General features: G+C 71.1%; 2 protein-coding genes. Both read left to right on the top strand.

The features are described from left to right. Positions 1–15: 15 nt before the first annotated feature. Positions 16–22251: a non-ribosomal peptide synthase/polyketide synthase gene (locus tag AC069I_RS37935; protein ID WP_478267502.1), complete on the top strand. Its 22236-nt coding sequence runs from the start codon at positions 16–18 to the stop codon at positions 22249–22251. After that, on the top strand, positions 22248–22457 hold the full coding sequence (locus AC069I_RS37930) for an MbtH family protein (protein ID WP_007029404.1): 210 nt from the start codon (positions 22248–22250) through the stop codon (positions 22455–22457). Before AC069I_RS37935 ends, AC069I_RS37930 begins: the two co-directional genes overlap by 4 nt. Positions 22458–22505: the final 48 nt, after the last annotated feature.

Here is a 22505-nt window from a genome sequence, read left to right as displayed (position 1 = left end):
GGTGGAGGCGACCCGATGATCCGCGGCTTTCCCCTGACCCCGGCACAGCAGGGGATCTGGCTCGCGCAGCAGCTCGACCCGGCCGATCCGGTCTACACGATCGGCTGGGTCGCCGAGCTGCGCGGCGACGTCGACATCGCCCGGCTGGGTGAAGCCGTCCGGCGGGCGGTCGCGGAGGCGGAATGCCTGCACGTCACGGTCGAGCTGGACGGCGACACGCCGGTCCAGCGTCCGGTCGCGCCCGGTGAGGTCGCGGTCCTCGACTTCACCGCCGAGCCGGATCCGGAGCGGGCCGCGGACGAGTGGGCGCGGGCCGAGCTCGCCGTGGTGACCGACCCCGGCCGCGGGCCGCTCACCGCGCACGCACTGCTCGTCCTGGCCGCGGACCGGGTCCGCTGGTTCCAGCGCTACCACCATCTGGTGATGGACGCGCACGGGCAGGCCGTCCTGACCCGTCGCGCGGCGGCCCTCTATTCGGGCACCGCCGAGGAGGTCTCCTGGCCGCTCTCCGGACTGGCCGAGGCGGACTACGACGCGAGAGCCGACCGCGACCACTGGCTCGGCGAACTCGCGGGCAGGCCGAATCCGGTGCGGCTGCTCGGCCGCGCGTCGTCCGGTCAGGTCCGACTGCGGCGGCATTCGTGGGAGCTGCCCGCGGCGAAGACCGGTCGCCTGCGCAAGTTCGCGCTCGACGCCGGAACGAGGCTGTCCCGGGTCGCGATCGCCGCGGTGGCGGCGTACGCCCACCGGGTGACCGGCGCCGAAGATCTCGTTCTCGGGCTGCCGGTCACCGCGCGGAGCACCCGCGCCCTGCGTGAGCAGCCGGGCATGGTCTCCAACGTCCTGCCGTTGCGCCTGACGGTGCGCCCTGAGACGACGCCGGCGCAGCTCGTCGCCCAGGTCGCGGAGAAGGTCTCCGTGCTCCTGGAACACAGCCGGTACCGCGGGGAGGACCTCGCCCGCGAGCTCGGCGCGAGCGGCGGGGTGCGCGAACTCGTCGGGCTGAGCGTCAACTACATGGCCGTGGACGGCGAACTCGCGTTCGGCGACGCGAGCGCGACGGTGCACAACCTCGAACTAGGGCCGATCAGCGACGTCGCCATCGCCGTGTACGACGCCGGTGAGGGCCGCGGGCTCCGGTTCGACTTCGACGCCGACGAGTCCGTGTCTTCCGACGACGAACTCGCCGATCACCGTCGCCGGTTCGCCGAGGTGCTCGATGCCCTGGTGGCGGGGCCGGACCTGCCGCTGGCCGCGATCGACCTGCTCACCGTCGAGGAACGTGCCCGGGTCCTGGCGCTCGGGACGGCGGTCGCGGAGTCGCCCGAGGTGTCCTGGCCCGAGGCGTTCGCCCGGGTCGTGGCGCGGAAGCCGGACGCGGAGGCGGTCGTCTGCGAGGACGTCCGGATGACCTACGCCGAGGTCGACGCCGCCGCGAACCGGCTCGCCCGGCTGCTGCGGCGACGCGGTGTCGGTGACGAGGACGTTGTCGGCGTGGCGATGCCGCGGTCGGCGGCTCTCGTCGTCGCCCTGCTCGGCGTGATGAAAGCCGGCGCCGCGTACCTCCCGCTCGACCTCGACCACCCTGAGGATCGCCTGGCGTACATGCTTTCCCACGCGGGCGCCGAACTCGTAGTGTCCACTGTGGAGGAATCGGCGCAGCTGCCGTCCGGTGTGGACGTCGAGCGGGTCCTGCTCGACGATCCCGAGATCACCGCGGAACTCGCGGTGCTCGACTCGTCCACTGTGGACGTCAGCGGGATCGCGCTGAGCCAGGCCGCGTACGTCATCTACACCTCGGGATCGACGGGGAAGCCGAAAGGCGTGATCCTGTCCCACGACGGGATCGGCAGCCTGATCAGCACGGCGACCGAACGGATCGGCATCGGCGACGACAGCCGGGTGGTGCAGTTCGCCTCCACCGGCTTTGACGTGACGGTCTGGGATCTGGTCATGTCGCTGTGCGTCGGCGGGACGCTGATCGTGGTCCCGTCGCATCGCCGGGTCGCGGGCGTCGAACTGACCGGCTACATCGCGGACAACGCGGCGACGCACATGATCCTGCCACCGTCGCTGGTCGCGGCGCTGCCGCCGGACTGCGAACTGCCGAACGGCGCGGTGCTGATCGTCGGCACCGAGACCGTCCCACCGGAGCTGATCGCGCGCTGGGCCGAAGACCTGCGGGTCGTCGCCGCGTACGGGCTGACCGAGGCGACGGTGAACTCGACGCTGTGGGCGGCCGAGCCCGGCTGGACCGGCCCGATCCCGATCGGCGTTCCGGATCCGAACACCCGCTGCTACGTCCTCGACACCGCGCTGCGGCCGGTCCCGGTCGGCGTCGAAGGGGAGTTGTACGTCGGCGGACGCGGTCTCGCGCGGGGCTACGCGGGACGTCCGGGACTGTCGGCGGAACGCTTCGTCGCCGACCCGTTCACCGGCGGCGGCGAGCGGATGTACCGCACCGGCGACCGGGTCCGCTGGCGGGCGGACGGGAACCTCGACTTCCTCGGCCGCACCGATCACCAGGTCAAGATCCGCGGGTTCCGGATCGAACCGGGGGAGATCGAGTCCGCGCTCGCCACGTTCACCGGGGTCGAGCGGATCGCCGTCGTGCCATGCGAGGTCAAGGCGGGGGATCGGCGGCTGGTGGCGTACGTCGTCCCGGGGGCGGGCGGATCACCGACGCTGCTCAAGGACCTGCGGGCCCACGCGGAATCGGCGCTGCCGCACTACATGGTGCCGTCGGCGTTCGTGGACCTCGACCGGCTGCCGATCATGCCGAACGGCAAACTCGACCGCACCGCATTGCCCCTGCCGGATTTCGGCGCCGCCGCCACCGGTCGCGCGCCGCGCACCGAACGCGAGCGGATCCTGTGCGATGTCGCCGCGCGGGTCCTCGGCCTGGCCTCGATCGGCGCCGACGACGACTTCTTCTCACTTGGTGGCGACAGCATCCTGTCCATCCGGCTGGTGCTGGGCACGGCCGAACACGGTCTCGCCATCACCCCGCGCCAGGTGTTCCAGCATCGGACGCCGGAGGCGCTCGCCGCCTGCGCGGAAGCCGTCACCGCGGAGTCCACTGTGGACGAGCGGCTGCTGCTGGAGCTGACAAGCGCCGAGCGCGCGTCTCTCGCCGAGTACGCCGACGTCCTTCCCGTGACGCCGTTGCAGGAAGGGTTCTTCTTCCACGCGGAGTTCGAAGGTGGCCAGGCCGCGGACATCTACACGGTGCAGGAGGTTCTGGACCTCGAGGGTGACGTCGACGCCGACGCGCTGCGCCGGTCGGCGCAGGCGCTACTGGACCGGTATTCGTCGCTGCGGTCCGGCTTCCGGCAGCTCGACGGCGGCCAGGTCGTCCAGACGGTGACCCGGCACGCCGAGCTGCCGTGGCGTGAGGTGGCCGCCGAAGACGCCGCGGAAGCCTTCGAGGCCGATCGCGGGCGCCGGTTCGACTTCGCCCGGCCGCCACTGCTGCGGGCGACCTTCACCCGGCTCGATGAGCGTCACGCCAAGCTGGCCCTGACGTTCCACCACATCATCGCCGACGGCTGGTCGGTCGTGGTGCTGCTCCGTGAACTGCTGGCGGGTCACGAGGGTGCGGACGCCACGCTCCCGGAGCCGGACACCCGTGCCGACCACCTGCGGCGGCTCGCGTCCCGTGACCACGAGGCTTCGCGCGCGGCCTGGCGCACGGCACTGTCCGGAGTGGACGAACCCACCCGGCTGGTCGAGGCGCGGGCCGGGGCGAGGAGACAGCCGTCGCGGCTGCAGCTGAGCTTCGGCGAGCAGGCGACGAAGGCGTTGTCGGCCATGGCTCGCACACACGGTCTCACCCTCGGCGCCGTGCTGCACGGCGCGTGGGGACTCTTGCTCGGTGGGCTCACCGGCCGGGACGACGTGCTGTTCGGCAGCACGGTTTCCGGCCGTGACAGCGGCGCCGCCGGTATCGAGTCGGCGGTCGGCCTCTACATCAACACGGTGCCGGTGCGGCTGCGCTGGTCGGGATTCGAGACCGTCGCCGCCGTACTGCGGCGACTGGGGGACGAGCAGGCGGCGTTGCTGGATCACCAGCATCTCGGCCTCGGCGAACTGCAGCGTATCGCCGGTACGGGGCAGGAAGAACTGTTCGACACCCTCGTGGTCGTCGAGAACTTCCCGCGTGACGACGAACGCGCGTCCGGAACCGTCCGTCTCACCGGCGTCGAGGTCACCGACGCGGTGCACTTCCCGGTCGCGGTGATCGTGACACCGGGTGAAGACCTGGAGTTCAGCTTCAAGTTCGACGCCGCCCGGATCGACGCGGTCGCGGCCGGGCAGCTCGCCGAACGGTTCGCCCGCCTGCTGGAGACGCTGACCGCGAACCCCGAACTGCCGGTCGCCGCCCTCGACCTCCTGTCGTCCGCCGAACGCGGCCGTCTGGCCGAACTCAACGCGACTTCGCATCCGGTGCCCGAGCGAACGCTGGCCGAGGCCTTCGCCGAGCAGGTCGCCAAGACGCCGTCCGCGACGGCGGTCGTGTTCAGGGACACCGAACTGTCCTATGCGGACCTCGACGCCCGCGCGGAGAACCTGGCTCGCAGGCTGCGTTCCCTCGGGGCCGGTCCCGAAGAGGTCGTCGCCGTCGCCGTGCCGAGGTCGGCCGAGCTGATGGTCGCCCTGCTCGGGGTCCTCAAGGCCGGCGCCGCCTACCTGCCGATCGACCTCGACTATCCGGCAGACCGGCTCGAATACATGCTCGCCGACTCGGGTGCGCGCCTCGTGCTGTCCGAACCCGGGACGGCCGCGCGGATCCCGGTCGTCGCCGGGCTGACGCAGGTTCCCGTCATCGGTGAGCCTGTCGACGACGTGCAGGGCGCGGCCGCCGGACCGGACAACACCGCCTACCTGATCTACACCTCCGGATCGACAGGGCGGCCGAAGGGCGTGGCCGTCACGCATCGCGCGATCGTCAACCGGCTCGCGTGGATGCAGCACGAGTACCGGCTCACGGCCTCGGATCGCGTGCTGCAGAAGACGCCGTCGAGTTTCGACGTGTCGGTATGGGAGTTCTTCTGGGCGCTCTGCGAAGGCGCCGCGGTGGTCCTGGCCGAACCGGACGGCCACCGCGACCCCGCGTATCTCGCGCGGGTGATCCGGGAGCGGAAGATCACCACCCTGCACTTCGTCCCGTCGATGCTCACCGCGTTCCTCGGCAGTGAGGAGGCCACCGGCGACCTGGGATCGTTGCGCCGGGTGTTCTCCAGCGGTGAGGCGCTGACCGGCGAGACCGCCGCCCGCTGGCGTTCGCTCACCGGCGTTCCGCTGCACAACCTCTACGGCCCCACCGAAGCGGCCGTGGACGTCACCTTCTTCGCCGGCACTGGGGTCGAGGGCGCCACTGTGCCCATCGGCCGTCCGGTGTGGAACACGCGGGTGCACGTCCTCGACGGCTGTCTCCGCCCGGTGCCCGACGGCGTGGCGGGCGAGCTGTATCTCGCCGGTGTCCAGCTGGCCCGCGGTTACCACGGACGACCCGGCCTGACGGCCGAACGCTTCGTCGCCGACCCGTTCGGCGAGCCGGGGCAGCGGCTGTACCGGACGGGTGACCTGGTGCGGCGCCGCGCCGACGGCGAGATCGAGTACCTCGGCCGCACCGACCGGCAGGTGAAGATCCGCGGCAACCGGATCGAACTCGGCGAGATCGAAGCCGTCCTCGTCGCGCTGCCGGAGGTCACGGCCGCCACGGTCGTCGCGAAGGACGGCGCGCTCGTCGGTTACGTCGTCGGCACCGCGGATCCGGAGCGGCTGCGTGCCGCCGTCAGCGAGGCCCTGCCGGCGCCGATGGTCCCGCAGGCGTTCGTCGTCCTCGACGAATTCCCCTTGACCCCCAGCGGAAAGCTCGACGTCCGCGCCCTGCCCGCGCCCGAGGCCGCCAGGCCCGCGGCCGTGGCCGGGAACGACCGGGAACGCATACTCGCACGGATCTTCGCGGACGTCCTCGGCCTGGACGCGGTCGGCGCCGCCGGGGACTTCTTCCTGCTGGGCGGCGACAGCATCTCGTCGATCGCCGTGTCGAGCCGCGCCCGGCGGGCCGGGTTCGAACTGAGCCCCAAGGACGTGTTCGAGCTCCGGACCCCGGCCGCGCTCGCCGCCTCCGCCGCACCTGCCGAGCCGACGGCCGTCGCCGACGGTGTCGGCGCCGTGCCTCTCCTTCCCGAAGTGCTCAGGCTGCGGGAACTCGGCGACGCGGTCCAGCCGGAGTCCGTGCTGCTGACCGTGCCCTCCGGCGCCGACGTCGAGACGCTCGCCGCCGCCCTGCAACTCGTGCTCGACCACCACGACGGCCTGCGGCTCGAACTGTCGCGGGTCGCTTCGGTGCTGTGGTCGCTCGAAGTCCGTCCACAAGGGACGGTTCAGGCGGCGGATCTGCTTCGTCACGCGACCGGGTCCTTGGCGGACGAATACCGGGACGCCGCTGTCCGATTGCCGGACAACCTGCTGCAGGCCGTCTGGTTCGACGAGCCGGGCAGGCTGCTCCTGGTCGCCCATCCGGTCCTGCTGGACGCGCGGAGCTGGGCGACGGTGGCGGCCGATCTCGCGATCGCCTGGCAGGCGGTGACCGACGGCCGCCCGCCGGTGTTCGCCCCGGTGCGGACGTCGCTGCGGACGATCGCCCGCCGGATCACCGACGAAGCGCAGGATCCCGCGCTGCTCGGCGAGATCGAGCACTGGGCAGGGACCTTGGCGCCCGGCTCCACCGAGATTTCCGGCGACGTCGCCGAACGTCGCATCACCCTGTCCATCGAGGACACCCGGACGCTCGTCGGAGCGCTCCCGTCGGCCGTGCACGGCGACGTGACCGACGTCCTCCTGACCGCGCTGAAAATGGCCGTCGACGGCGACCTCGTCGTCGATCTCCACGGCAGGGTGGACACCTCGGACACGGTCGGCGCGCTGACGTCGGTCCTCCCGGTGCGGATCACCGCCACTGGCGAACCGCTCGCGATGCTCAGGGCCGTCAAGGAGACCGTCCGCACGACGCCCGAGGGCTACGGCCCGCTGCGCTACCTCAACGTCCAGACCGGCCCGTTGCTGGCCAGGCTCCCGAAGCCGCGGATCGCCCTGCGCTACGACGGCCGGATCCCGGCCGGCCCGGGGGAGTGGCAGGTGGCCGGGCACGCGGCCGTGCCGCCGTCCGGAGACCACGCCCTGCGGATCGGGGTGGCCTGCGAGGAGACCGCGGACGGGCCGAGGCTGACGGCGACGTTCGCGGGTGCGGCCGGAGCGCTCGCCGACCGCTGGCTCGCGGCCGTGCGCGAGCTCGCGGCCGTGGACACGCACGCGCCGGTGGGCCTCACGCCGTCCGACCTCGAACTCGTGTCGCTGACGCAGGAGGAGATCGCCCGCGTCGAGCGGGTCAGCCCGGTGCCGGTCGCCGACGTCTGGCCGTTGTCGCCGCTGCAGGAAGGCCTGTTCTTCCACTCCAGCTACAACTCCGACCGGGTCGACATCTACACGATCCAGGAGGCGATCGACTTCGATCACCGCCTGGACGCCGACCGGCTGCGGGCGGCGGTGGCCGCCTTGCTGCGCCGGATCCCGAGTCTCGGCGCCGGGTTCACCAGTGAGGGGCTGCGCGGGCCGGTGCAGTTCGTGGCGGCCGAGGCCGAACCTCCGGTGTCCGAAGTGGACCTTTCCGCCCTGCCCGAGGACGAGCGGCGGGAACGCCTCGACGCTTTGATGGCCGAGGACCGCGCGACGCGGTTCGACCTCGGTGCCCCGCCGCTGTTCCGGCTGAAACTGGTGCGGCTCGGCGACGGACGCGACCGTGTGGTGCTGAACCGGCACCTGCTGCTCTGGGACGGCTGGTCCGCTTGGCTGTTCATTGAGCAGCTGTTCGCGCTGTACGACCTCGGCGGCGACGACCGGACACTGCCCGCCGCGGGGTCCTATGTGGACTTCCTGCGCTGGCTGGACCGGCAGGACATCGAGGCGGCCACGAACGCGTGGCGCGAGGCGCTGTCCGGTCTCGCGGAGCCGACGGTCATCGGCCCGGAAGGCCGGGATCTGGTGCCGTCCACCCCGGTCAACCTGGACACGGTGCTGCCCGCCGACCTCGGCCGTGGACTGCGTGAACAGGCCCGGAGGCACGGCCTGACCGTGAACTCCGTGCTCAACGCCGCCTGGGGCCTGGTCCTCTCGACCATGACCGGGCGGACCGACGTCGTCTTCGGCGCCGCGGTCGCGGGCAGGCCCGCCGCCGTACCCGAAATCGAGAACACCATCGGCCTGTTCCTCAACACCGTGCCCACCAGGGTGCGGCTCGACGCGGGCGAATCCGTCCTGGACCTGGTGCGGCGTTTGCAGTCCGAGCGCATGGACCTGACTCCGTACGAGTTCATGAGCCTCGGTGTCCTGCAGCGGGAGGCCGGGCACCGCGTCCTGTTCGACACGCTCTTCGTGCTGCGCAACGCCGACGGCGACGAACGGCGCGACGGCCTGCGCCACCGGCACGGCATCACCGGCCTGCTGAACATCGACGCCACGCACTACCCGCTGACGCTGGTGGTCACGCCGGGCGAGGAAATCCGGATCACGGTGTCGTACCGGGACGACGTGATCGACGCCGCCGAGGCCGCGTCGGTGCTGGACCGGTTCACGTCACTGGTCGCGCAGATCGTCGAAGACCCGGCGAAACCGGTCGCCGCGCTCGCGACGGTGTCCGCCGAGGACCGTGCGGCGCTGGAGGCGGGCTGGGCCGAGGCCGAGCATCCCGTCGTCGACGACACGATCGCCGATCTGCTGGCCGTCCAGTCCGAGCGGACCCCGGACGCGACCGCTTTGGTGTTCGGTGACGAGCACCTGACCTACGCCGAACTCGACGCGCGCATCAACCGGATGGCCCGCCTGCTGCTGGCGAGGGGGGCCGCGCCGGAACAGGTGATCGCGCTCGGCCTGCCGCGATCGATCGACATGGTCGTCGCGCTGTTCGCCGTACTCCGGACCGGCGCGGCGTACCTGCCGCTGGAACTCGACTACCCGGTCGACCGGCTCACGGTGATGCTGGAGGACGCCCGGCCGCTGTGCCTGGTGTCCACGAAGGAGGTCTCGGCGACACTGCCCGGCACCACGCCGCGGATCCTCGTCGACGACCACGAAGACAGGGCGTTCGGCGACGGTCCGATCTCCGACGCCGAACGCCCGCTGTTCGCGCGCGGCCGCGCGGACCGCATGGAGCACCCGGCGTACGTCATCTACACGTCGGGCTCGACAGGAAAGCCCAAGGGTGTCGTCACGCCGTACCGCGGCCTGACGAACATGCAGCTCAACCACCAGGGCGCCATCTTCGCCCCGGCCATCGCGTCGGCGGGCGGAAGGCGGCTGCGGATCGCCCACACCGTGTCGTTCGCCTTCGACATGTCCTGGGAAGAACTGCTGTGGCTCGTGGAAGGGCACGAGGTCCACGTCTGCGACGAGGAACTGCGCCGGGACGCGCGGGCGCTCGTGGCGTACTGCGACGAGCACGAGGTCGACGTCGTCAACGTGACGCCGACGTATGCCCACTTGCTGATCGAAGAAGGTCTGCTGGAAGGGCACCGGCCGGCGCTCGTCCTGCTCGGTGGCGAAGCGGTGTCCGAGTCGGTGTGGAACCGGCTGCGGGACACCGACGGGACCTACGGCTACAACCTGTACGGACCCACCGAGTACACGATCAACACGCTCGGCGGCGGCACGACCGACAGCGACACCCCGACCGTCGGCAAGCCGATCTGGAACACGCGCGCCTACATCGTCGACGCCTGGCTCCGGCCGGTCCGCGACGGTGTCGCGGGTGAGCTCTACATCGCGGGCGAGGGGCTGGCCCGCGGTTACCTCGGCCGGCCGGGGCTGACCGCCGAACGGTTCGTCGCCGACCCGTTCGTGCCCGGTGGCGGGCGTATGTACCGCACCGGTGACCTGGTGCGCCGCCGCCCGGACGGCAATCTCGACTTCCTCGGCCGCACCGACGACCAGGTCAAGATCCGCGGCTACCGCGTCGAACTCGGCGAGATCGAGACCGCGCTCAGCCGGTACCCGGAGGTCGCGCAAGCCGCCATCATCGCGCGGCCCGACCCGTCGGCACCCGGTTCGCAGCGGCTCATCGGGTACGTCGTCCCGGCCGAACTGAGTGGGGACGCGCGGGCCGAGGCCGAAGCCGACCAGGTCGGCGAATGGCAGCAGATCTACTCCGACGAGTACACCGAGATCCCGACGGCGTTGTTCACCGAGGACTTCGCGGGCTGGGATTCCAGCTACGACGGCGAACCGATCCCGCTGGAGCACATGCGGGAATGGCGGCGGGCGACCGTCGACCGCATCGCCGAGCTGAAGCCGGAACGGGTGCTGGAGATCGGCGTCGGCACCGGTCTGCTGATGGGGCAGATCGCGCCGCTGGTCCGGGAGTACTGGGGCACCGACCTCGCCGCGCCGGTGATCGCGAAGCTGAACCGTGAGCTGGAACAGGATCCGGGCCTGGCGGCCAGGGTGAATCTGCGGGCCCAGCCGGCGCACGTGTTCGACGGCCTGCCGGCCGGCCGGTTCGACACGATCGTGATCAACTCCGTCATCCAGTACTTCCCGAGCGTCGACTACCTGACCGACGTGATCACGAAGGCGATCGGCCTGCTGGCGCCCGGCGGTGCGCTGTTCGTCGGCGACATCCGGAACCTGCGGCTCGCCCGCGCCTTCCACACCGCGATCCAGCTCACCCGCGCCGACGCGACGTCCGACGTCGCCCAGGTGCGGCGCGCGATCGAACGCGGTGCCGCGCTGGAGAAGGAACTGCTGATCGACCCGGACTACTTCACCGCGCTCGCGCGGCGGCTTCCGGACGTCGCCGCGCAGGTCCGGATCAAACGGGCCCGGCTGCACAACGAACTGAGCCGGTACCGCTACGACGCGGTCCTCATGAAGGAACCCGCCGAGACGGTGTCGGTCGCTCAGGCGCCGCGCGTGTCCTGGGACGAAGTGGGCTCCCTGGCCGCGCTGGAGGACCGTCTCTCCGGCGTGGAAACGCTGCGGGTGAGCCGGATCCCGGACGCCCGGCAGGCTCCGGAGGTCGAGGCGACGCGTGCCTTGGACGCCGGCGCGCCGCTCGTCGACGTCCTCGCGTTGTTCCGCGCTTCCCGTGGTGTGGAGCCCGAGGACGTGCACGAACTCGGTGACCGGCTCGGGTTCCGGGTGTACTGCACCTGGTCGGCCGAGGGCGCCTTCGAGGCCGTGTTCGTCCACAAGGGACAGACGGAAGCGCTGGTCACCGGTGTGCATCTGCCGCTCTCCCTCGGCACGAATCTGGCCAAGTACGCCACGAGCCCGACGGCGGCCCGTGGCGGCGGCGAGCTGGTGCAGCGCCTGCGGGACAGGCTCAAGACGGAACTGCCGGACTACATGGTCCCGTCCGCTTTCGTCACGCTGGGCGCGCTGCCCCTGACCGACAACGGCAAGCTCAACACGCGGGCGCTCCCGGACGCAGAGCAGACGGTGCGGCTCGCCGAAAGCCGCCCGGCCGAGACCGCCGAGGAGGAGACGCTGTGCGCGCTCTTCGGCGAGGTCCTCGGGGTGGACGGGGTCGGCGTCGAGGACAACTTCTTCGATCTCGGCGGTCATTCCCTGCTCGCCACCCGGCTCATCAGCCGGGCCAGGACCGAACTCGGCGCCGAACTGGCCATCCGTGACCTGTTCGAGGCGCCGACGGTGGCCGAGCTGGCCGCTCGCGCCGGTGGCGGCGAACCGGCTCGCCCGGCGGTGGTCCGCGCCGAGCGCCCCGACCGGATCCCGCTTTCGGCGGCCCAGCGCAGCCTTTGGCTCGTGGACCGGATGGAAGCGAACGCGGTCGCCTACAACTTCCCGCTGACCTTCCGCCTGCGCGGCGAGCTGGACATCGAAGCGCTGCGTGCCGCGCTCGGCGACGTGCTCGGCAGGCACGAGGTCCTGCGGACCGTTCTCGCCGAGCACGACGGGGAGCCCTGCCAGCGCGTTCTCGACGCGCCGGAGATCCCGTTCGCCGTCGAGGAGTGTGACGAGGACGGCCTGGCCGCGCGGATCGCCGAGCTCTCGCGGACGCCGTTCGACCTGGCGACGGAGATCCCGGTCCGGCTGCGGGTGCTGGGCCTCGGCAACGGCGACCAGGTGATCTCGCTGGTCCTGCACCACAGCGCGACCGACGAATGGTCCGACCGGCCGTTCCTGGGCGACCTGACCTCGGCCTATCGGGCCCGGCAGGCGGGCGAGGCTCCCGTATGGACGGATCTCCCGGTGCAGTACGCCGACTTCGCGTTGTGGCAGAGGGACTTCCTCGACCAGTGCGGAGCCGCTCAGGTCGCCTTCTGGGCCGACTCCTTGCGCGGGGCGCCGGACGAGCTGACCTTGCCACTGGACCGGCCCCGTCCGCTCCGGCCGACGGGCAAGGGCGGAAAGGTCAAGTCCCCGCTCTCCGAGGAACTGTCGGCCGCTGTACGCGATCTGGCGGCGAAGGCGGGAGCGAGCCCGTTCATGGTGCTTCAGGCGGCGGTGGCCGCGCTGCTGCACCGGACCGGCGCTGGAGACGACATCCCGCTGGGCGCCCCGATCGCCGGACGCACCGACGCGGCACTCGACGACCTCGTCGGGTTCTTCGTGAACACGCTGGTGCTGCGGACCGATCTTTCCGGCGAGCCGACGTTCACCGCCCTGCTCGACAGGGTGCGCGAGGCGGATCTCGCCGCGTTCTCGCACGGCGATCTGCCGTTCGAGCGCGTGGTCGAGGAGCTGAACCCGCCCCGGGTGCCGGGCCGCAACCCGCTGTTCCAGGTGATGGTGGGCTACCACCGGCAGAGCGACACGCACGACGTGCTCGGGCTGCCCGCCGAGTGGTTCGAGATGGACACCGGCATGGCGAAGTTCGACCTGCACTTCACGATGGTCGACGACGGGACCACCGCCACGCTGATGCTGGAGTACGCCGAGGACCTCGCCGACGCGACGACGGCCGAACGGTTGCTGACCCGGCTGACGTCCTTGCTGGAGCAGGTCACGGCCGAGCCGAAGCGGCCGGTCGCGGCGCTCGACGTCCTCGTCGGCGACGAACTCGCGCGGGTGACCGAGTGGAACCGCACGGCTCGTGAAGTCCCGGTCGCGACATTGCCGGAGTTGTTCGAGGCGCAGGTGGCGCGGACGCCGGACGCGCCCGCTGTGGTGTTCGAGGACACCGAGCTGTCGTATGCCGAGTTCGATGCACGCGCGAATCAGCTGGCGCGGTGGCTGGTCGAGCGGGGTGTGGGTGCGGAGTCGGTGGTGGCGGTGTCATTGCCGCGGTCGCTCGACCTGGTCGTCGCTCTCTACGCCGTGCACAAGGCCGGTGGCGCCTATTTGCCGGTCGACCGTGACTATCCGGCTGACCGTATCGCGTTCATGCTCGAAGACGCGGCGCCCGCGGTCGTGCTCGACGAGCTGCCCGTTTTGGACGGCTACTCCAGTGAGAATTTGGGGCGCGTCGTGGATCCGTCGTCTCCGGCGTACGTGATCTACACGTCCGGCTCGACGGGGCGTCCGAAGGGTGTGGTGGTGCCGCACTCCGGCATCGTGAACCGATTGCTGTGGATGCAGGACGAGTACGGTCTGACGGCTGATGATCGGGTGTTGCAGAAGACGCCGTCGAGTTTCGACGTGTCGGTGTGGGAGTTCTTCTGGCCGCTCATCACCGGCGCCACGCTGGTGGTCGCCAAACCGGACGGCCACCGCGATCCGGCGTACCTCGCGGAGCTGATCCGCACCGCCGGGATCACCACCGTCCACTTCGTCCCGTCGATGCTCGCGCTGTTTCTGGAGACCGCGACGTGTACGGGCCTGCGGCGCGTGATCTGCAGTGGCGAGGCGCTGCCATCGGAGCTGGCGGCCCGCGTGGACGTCCCGCTGTACAACCTCTACGGCCCGACCGAGGCGTCCGTCGACGTGACGGCGTGGCGTGCGGCCGTCGAAACGACGCCGTTGGTCCCGATCGGACGTCCGGTGTGGAACACGCGGACGTACGTGCTGGACGCGCGGTTGAACCCGGTCCCGCCCGGTGTCCCCGGTGAGCTCTACCTCGCCGGCGTGCAGCTCGCTCGCGGATACCTGGCCAGGCCGGGGCTGACCGCCGAGCGGTTCGTCGCCGACCCGTTCGGCGGCCCTGGTGCGCGCATGTACCGCACCGGGGACCTCGCGCGCTGGTCCGCGGACGGTGTCCTCGAGTTCCTGGGCCGTGTCGACGACCAGGTCAAGATCCGCGGCTTCCGCGTCGAACTCGGTGAGGTCGAGGCTGCCTTGACCGCGTCCGGATCCGTCTCGCGTGCCGTGGTGGTCGCTCGCGAAGACCGACTGGTGGCATACATCGTCGGCTCGGTCGAAGACCTGCGGGAAGCGGTGGCGGCGAAGCTGCCGGAGCACATGGTGCCGTCGGCGTTCGTCCTCCTCGACGAGATCCCGTTGACCCCGAACGGCAAACTCGACCGCAAGGCGTTGCCCGCGCCGGAGTTCGCGACCACCGAAGGCCGCGGGCCGCGGAACGCGGGGGAATCGGCCCTGTGCGCGCTGTTCGCCGACGTGCTCGGCGTCGAGCGGGTCGGGATCGATGACGGTTTCTTCGCCCTCGGCGGGCATTCGCTGCTGGTGATGCGCCTGGTCAGCCGGATTTCGGCGAGCATGGACGCCACGGTGTCGGTCCGCGACGTCTTCGACGCCCCCACCGTCTCCGCGCTGGCCGAACGACTCGCCGGCCCGTCCACGCAGCCGGCCCTGAGCGCCGGGAACCGGCCGGACGTGCTGCCGCTTTCGCCCGCGCAGCAACGGTTGTGGTTCCTGTACCGGCTCGAAGGGGTCACGTCCACCTACAACATCCCGCTCGCCTGGCGCCTGCACGGCGAACTGGACGCGGACGCGCTGCGCGCGGCGATCGGCGACCTCGTCGAGCGGCACGAACCACTCCGGACCGTGTTCGCCGAAGAAGGCGGCGTCGCGGCGCAGCGGATCCTGGCCGACGCGCGCCCGGAGGTCCGTTTCGAGACGGCCGAAGACCTTCCAGCGCAGTTGTCCGCCGAGGCCGGTCGCGGGTTCGCGCTCGACGAGGAACTCCCGATCCGGGCCACGGTCTTCGCCGTGTCGCCACGGGAGCACGTCCTGCTGCTGGTGATCCATCACGTGGCGACGGACGAGTGGTCACAAGGGCCGCTCATGGCGGACCTCGCCGCGGCGTACGACGCTCGTCTGGCCGGGGCCGCTCCACAGTGGACTGAACTGCCCGTCCAGTACGCGGATTACGCCTTGTGGCAACGGGAACTGCTCGACTCGGCGGCTCCCGCACACCTCGACTTCTGGCGGGAAGCGCTGGCCGGACTGCCGGACGAACTGGCCCTGCCCATGGACCGGCCACGGCCTGCCGAGTCGAGCCATCGCGGCGGTCTCGTCACCTTCCCGATCGACGGCGGGCTCACCGAGCGCCTGCGTGCGGTCGCCCGGCGGCACGACGTCAGCATGTTCATGCTGGCGCAGGCCGCGGTCGCGGCACTGCTGCACCGGCTCGGCGCCGGGGACGACATCCCGCTCGGCGCACCGAGCTCGGGCCGCGTCGACGAGCGGCTGGAGCCGCTGATCGGCTTCTTCGTCAACTCGCTCGTGCTGCGCACCGACCTGTCCGGTGACCCGGCGTTCGGCGACCTGCTCTCGCGGGTGCGCGCGACCGACCTGGCCGCCTTCGAACACCAGGACCTGCCGTTCGAGCGCCTGGTCGACGCGGTCAACCCGGAACGTTCGCTGGCCAGGCACCCGTTGTTCCAGGTGATGGTGGTCTACCTGCCCGAATCGGGCGAGGGGCTGGAGCTGCCCGGTCTTCGTGCGGTCCAGGAAGAGTTCGCGCAGGGCGTCGCCAAGTTCGACCTCGAGTTCGGGTTCCTGGAGAACGGCGACGGGATCTCGGGCGCGATCGAGTACAGCGCCGATCTGTTCGACCACGCCACGGCCGAGTCGTTCGCGCGGCGCCTGGTCGCCGTTCTGGACCAGGTCGCCGCCGATCCCGCGATCCCGGTCGGCGAACTCGACATTCTCGGCGAAGACGAGCGCGCCCAGCTCGGGCGCTGGAACGACACCGCGCACGACGTCCCCGCGACCACTCTGCCGGAGTTGTTCGAGGCGCAGGTGGCGCGGACGCCGGACGCGCCCGCTGTGGTGTTCGAGGACACCGAGCTGTCGTATGCCGAGTTCGATGCACGCGCGAATCAGCTGGCGCGGTGGCTGGTCGAGCGGGGTGTGGGTGCGGAGTCGGTGGTGGCGGTGTCGCTGCCACGGTCGATCGATCTCGTGGTCGCGCTGTATGCCGTGCACAAGGCGGGCGCGGCGTATCTGCCGCTCGACACGGACTATCCGGCGGACCGGCTGGCGTTCATGCTCGAAGACGCGGTGCCCGCGGTCGTGCTCGATGAGCTGCCCGTTTTGGACGGTTACTCCGGTGAGAATTTGGGGCGGGTCGTGGATCCGTCGTCTCCGGCGTATGTGATCTATACGTCCGGCTCGACGGGGCGTCCGAAGGGTGTGGTGGTGCCGCATTCCGGCATCGTGAACCGATTGCTGTGGATGCAGGACGAGTATGGTCTGACGGCTGATGATCGGGTGTTGCAGAAGACGCCGTCGAGTTTCGACGTGTCGGTGTGGGAGTTCTTCTGGCCGCTCATCACCGGCGCCACGCTGGTGGTCGCCAAACCGGACGGCCACCGCGATCCGGCGTACCTCGAAGCACTGATCCGGGACCAGCGGATCACGACCCTGCATTTCGTCCCGTCGATGCTGGAGGCGTTCCTCGCCGAAGAGCCGGCGTGGCACGACGTCCGCCGCGTCCTGTGCAGTGGCGAGGCACTGCCGCCGGAACTGGCCGCTCGCGTGGACGTCCCGCTGCACAACCTCTACGGCCCGACCGAAGCCTCGGTGGACGTGACCTCTTGGGAGGTCGTCGATGACACCGTCCCCCTTGGACGTCCGGTGTGGAACACCCAGGTACACGTGCTCGACGCCCGGCTCCGGCCGGTGCCTCCGGGCGTGGCGGGGGAGCTGTACCTGGCGGGTGCGCAGCTCGCGCGCGGCTATCTCGGCCGGGCGGGGCTGACCGCCGAGCGGTTCGTGGCTAACCCGTTCATGGCCGGGGAGCGGATGTACCGCACGGGTGACCTCGCGCGGTGGCGGGCCGACGGCGCGCTCGAGTACCTCGGCCGCGCCGACGACCAGGTCAAGCTGCGCGGCTTCCGGATCGAGCTGGGCGAGATCGAGTCCGTGCTCTCCGCGCGGGTGGTCCTGCGCGAGGGCAGGCTCGTCGCCTACCTGGCGGGGGAGGCGGACGTCGAAGAGGCCCGGCGGCTGGCCGAGGCCACTCTGCCGGAGTACATGGTGCCGTCCGCGTTCGTGGTGCTGGACGCGTTCCCGTTGACACCCAACGGGAAGCTCGACCGTAAAGCGCTGCCCGCGCCGGACTTCACCGACGCGGTGACCGGCGACGCCCCGCGCACACCACGCGAGGAGCTGCTCGCGTCGCTCGTCGCCGCTGTGCTCGGACTGGACAAGGTGGGCATCCACGACGACTTCTTCCGCCTCGGCGGGGACAGCATCGTCGCGATGCAGCTGGTCGGCCGCGTGCGGAGCGCCGGGCTGCTGCTGAGCCCGCGTGACGTCTTCCGGCACCGGACCGTCGCGGCCCTGGCCGAGGTCAGCATTGTGCGGCTCGACGCGCCCGCGTCCAGGAAGCCGTTGGTGGAGCTCGATGCGGGCGAACGCGCGGAGATCCTCGACGTCGCGCCGGACACGGCCGAGGTGTGGCCGCTGACGCCGTTGCAGGCCGGGCTGCTCTTCCACGCGACGATGGACGGCGACGGACCCGATGTCTACACCGTGCAGGTGTCGTTCGATCTCTACGGGCCGCTCGATCCGGAGCGACTGCGCGAGGCCGCGCAGTCGCTCCTGGACCGGCACGCCGTCCTGCGCACCGGCTACCGGTACCTCGCGTCCGGCCGTCCGGTCGCGCTGGTGGCGCGTTCGGTCACCGTTCCGTGGCGGTTCGTGGCCTCGATGGAGGATGCCGAGGCGGAGCCGGCCCACGATCGGCGCCGCTTCGACCCGGCCAGCGCGCCGCTGCTGCGATTCCTGCTCATGGCCCTGCCGGACGGACGGCACCGGCTGGTGTTCACTCACCAGCATGTCCTGCTCGACGGCTGGTCGGTGCCGCAGCTGTTCGCCGAGCTGTCCCAGCTGTACGCCGGCGCCGACCTGGCGCCCGCACGTCAGTTCCGCGACCATCTCGGTTGGCTCGGGGACCAGGACCGGGAGGCGGCGGAGGCCGCTTGGCGGCAGGCGCTCGACGGCCTGACCGAGCCGACGCATCTCGTCCCGCACGACCCGCAGCGGGTCCCGGCCCTGCCGGAGCGGTTGTCGCTGGAGCTGCCGGAGCAAGCGACCGAGGCACTGGCCGCGGTGGCCCGCTCGCGCGGTCTGACACTGAACACGCTCGTCCAGACCGCGTGGAGCATCGTGCTCGGCAGGCTGACCGGCCGGTCGGACGTCGTGTTCGGCGCGACGGTCGCCGGGCGCCCGCCCGAACTGGCCGGGGTCGAGCGGATGATCGGCCTGTTCATCACCACGATTCCGGTGCGGATCGGGCTCGACCCGGCCGAAAAGCTGGGCGATCTGCTCGACCGGGTCCAGGACGAGCAGTCCGGCTTGCTGGCGCACCAGCACTTCGGGCTCGCCGACATCCAGCGCGGCGCCGGGCTGGGAGAGCTGTTCGACACGCTGATGGTGTTCGAGAGCTACCCTGGTGCGGACGAGGACGAGACCGGCGCCGGGTTGCGTGGGGAGATCGTGCGCCACGAGGATTCCACGCACTATCCGCTCACCTGGGCGGTGGAACCCGGCACACGGCTCAAGCTCACCGCCGAGTACCGCTCCGATCTGTTCGAGGCCGGTCTGCCGGAACGGCTTCTCCCGGCGATGGAACGCGTACTCGCCGCGATGGTGTCCGATGTGGACGTCCCGGTCGGCAGGGTGGACATCCTGGCCGAGGCCGACCTCGACCTGATCGTGCGGGAGTGGAACGGCACGGCGCTCGCCGTCGAACCGTCCACTGTGGCCGGTCTGTTCGAGGACCAGGTGCGGCGTTCGCCCGACGCGACGGCGGTGGTGTCGGGCGAGGTCGCCTTGACCTTCACCGAACTCAACGAGCGCGCGAACCGGCTCGCCAGGGCCTTGGTCGCCCACGGCGTGGGAGCCGAGGACTTCGTCGCGTTGGCGTTGCCGCGTTCGGCGGACGTGCTGTTGGCGATCCTCGCGGTCCACAAGGCGGGGGCGGCGTATCTGCCGCTCGACCCGGACTACCCGGCCGAGCGGCTGGCCGCGATGCTCGCGGACGCGCGGCCCAAGCTGATCTTGACCGAGCCTGAACTGCTGGAGTCGTTGCCGCGGAACGAGATCGAGACGCTGGCGCTGTGCGCGCTCGTCACCGAGGACCGGCAGGCCCATGACCTGACCGATCGAGACCGGGTCCGCCCGCTCGACCCGGAACACCCGGCGTACGTGATCTACACGTCCGGCTCGACCGGGACGCCCAAGGGGGTCGTCGTCCCGCATCGCGGCGTGGTGAACCTGTTCCACAGCCACCGTGCCACCTTGCACCGGCCCGCGGTCGAGGCCACCGGCAAACCGCACCTGCGGGTGGGACACGCGTGGTCGTTCTCCTTCGACGCCTCCTGGCAGCCGCAGCTGTGGCTGCTCGACGGGCACGCCGTGCACATCGTGGACGAGGAGACCCGGCGCGACCCCGAACTGCTGGCCGCGATGATCGAGCGGGACGGCTTCGACTTCATCGAGGTCACGCCGTCGTTCTTCGCGCAGATGGCGGACGCGGGGCTGCTCGACGGCGACCGATGTCCGCTCGCCGTGATCGGTGTCGGCGGCGAGGCGGTGCCCGAGAGCCTGTGGCGCCAATTGGCCGGTTTGGACGGAACCGAGGCCTTCAACCTGTACGGGCCCACCGAGTCCACAGTGGACGCACTGGTCGCGAGGATCGGCGACAGCGAGAAGCCGCTGGTCGGCAGGGCGGTCGCGAACACCCGCGCCTACGTGCTGGACTCGGCACTGCGGCCGGTGCCGCCCGGAGTCACCGGGGAGCTGTACCTCGCCGGCTCCGGGCTCGCCCGGGGTTACCTCGGTCGGGCGGCGCTGACGTCGGAACGGTTCGTGGCGGATCCGTTCGGCCCGGCGGGGGCCCGGATGTACCGGACCGGCGACCTGGCCCGCTGGACCGCGCACGGGCGGCTGGACTTCGGCGGGCGCGCCGACGACCAGGTGAAGATCCGCGGCTTCCGGGTCGAACCCGGTGAGGTCGAGGCCGTGCTCGACCGGCACGAGGACGTCGCGCAGGCGGTCGCCCTGGTGCGTGAGGACCACCCGCGGGTCAAGCAACTGGTGGCGTATGTCGTTTCGACCGCGGACCGTGAGGAGCTGCGGCGGTTCGTGGCCGAGACGTTGCCGGACTACATGGTGCCGGCGGCGTTCGTCTTGCTCGACGCGCTTCCCGTGCTGTCCAACGGAAAGCTGGACCGCCGGGCGCTGCCCGCGCCGGACTACACGGAGCTGGCAGGTGGCCGGGCGCCCGAGACCGCACGGGAGAAGGCACTGTGCGCGCTCTTCGCGGAGGTGCTCGATGTGCCGGAACTCGGCGCCGACGACGACTTCTTCGCCCTCGGCGGGGACAGCATCGTCGCGATGCGGCTGGTCAGCCGGGCTCGTGCCGCCGGGCTGAAGATCACCCCGCACGACGTGTTCGCGCGCCGGACGGTCGAGGCGCTGGCCGAGGTCGCCGAGAGCATCGAGGACGACGGCACGGTCGCGCTCACGCCGATCATGCACGCGCTCCGCGAACTCGGCGGCCCGATCGACGGTTACCACCAGGCGGCGTTGCTGCGGACGCCGTCCGGGATGACCGGTGACCAGCTGAAGACCGTGCTCGGCGCGGTCGCCGCGCGGCACGACATGCTGCGCGCGCGGCTCGACCGGTCGGTGGACGGCTGGGCGCTCCGGGTGGCCGAATCCGCCGACGTGCACATCGAGCGCGTCGACGTCGGGGACGGTGATCTGTTCGCGCTGATCGAGCGGCACGCGGAGCCGGCCCGTGCCCGGCTGGACCCGGACGCCGGCGTGATGCTGAGCGCGACGTGGTTCGACGCGGGGCCGTCGGCGCCCGGACGGTTGCTGCTGATGATCCATCACCTCGCCGTCGACGGTGTGTCGTGGCGGATCCTGTTGCCGGACCTCGCTTCCGCCTGGGACGCGGTCGCGCTCGGCGGGAAGCCGGAACTGTCCTCTGTGGACACTTCGTTCCGGCGATGGTCACGGGCCCTGTCCACCGAGGATCGTGCCGGCGAGCTGGATCGATGGAAGTCGGTGCTGGGTGGCGGGGATCCGATCCCGCTGGACCGGCCGCTCGACCCCTCGCGGGACGTGGCGGCGACCGTGAAGAAGGTGTCGCTGACGTTGCCCGCCGAGCGGACGGCCCCGCTGCTGTCCCGGGTTCCGTCGGCGTTCCGGGCGACGATCAACGACGTCCTGCTCACCGGCCTCGCCCTCGCTGCCGCCCGGTGGCGCCGAGACGGGGGACAGGCGGTGCTGGTCGACGTCGAGGGACACGGCCGCGAAGAGGAACTGGTCGCCGGCGCGGACCTTTCGCGGACGGTCGGCTGGTTCACCAGCGTCGTCCCGGTGTGCCTGGACCTGGGCGACCTCGACCTCGACGACGCGTTCGACGGCGGAGCCGCCGCCGGCGAGGCGCTCGGACGGGTCCGGACCCATCTCGACGGGCTGCCGGACGGCGGTATCGGGTACGGCCTGCTCCGGTATCTCGACCCGCGCACCGGCCCTGAGCTCGCGAAGTTGGCGAAGCCGCAGATCGAGTTCAACTACCTGGGCCGGATCGGTGTCCCCGAGGCTGCCGACTGGTCGTACGCCGCGGAGGCCGAGGCGGCCGAACTCGGCGCCGACGACGGGATGCCGGTCTCGCACGCGCTGACGGTCGACGTCGTGACCGAGGACCGCCCCGGCGGCCCCGAACTGGGCGCACACTGGTCCTGGCCGGAGGCCGTGCTCACCGAAGACTCGGTGCGGGAACTCGCCGAAAGCTGGTTCCTCGCGCTGGACGCGCTCATCCGCCGGGCTGATTCACCGGCCACGAAGAAGGAGAACAAGGAATGACGAACCCGTTCGAGAACCCCGACGGCACGTACCTGGTGCTGGTCAACGACGAGGGCCAGCACAGCCTGTGGCCCGAGTTCGTCGAGGTCCCGGCGGGCTGGACCACGAAGTTCGGCCCCGCTTCGCGTCCGGAGTGCCTCGAATACGTCGAGACCAACTGGACGGACCTGCGGCCCGCTTCGCTCGTCAAGGCCATGGAGTCCTGACCCGCTTCGTTCCGTGAAGACCTCCTTGGTCGCTCAAGGAGGTCTTCA

The sequence above is a fragment of the Amycolatopsis sp. NPDC043885 genome (genome assembly GCF_056435685.1).
Note: the sequence above shows the minus strand (reverse complement) of the source record. Positions and strands in the feature narration are given on the sequence as shown.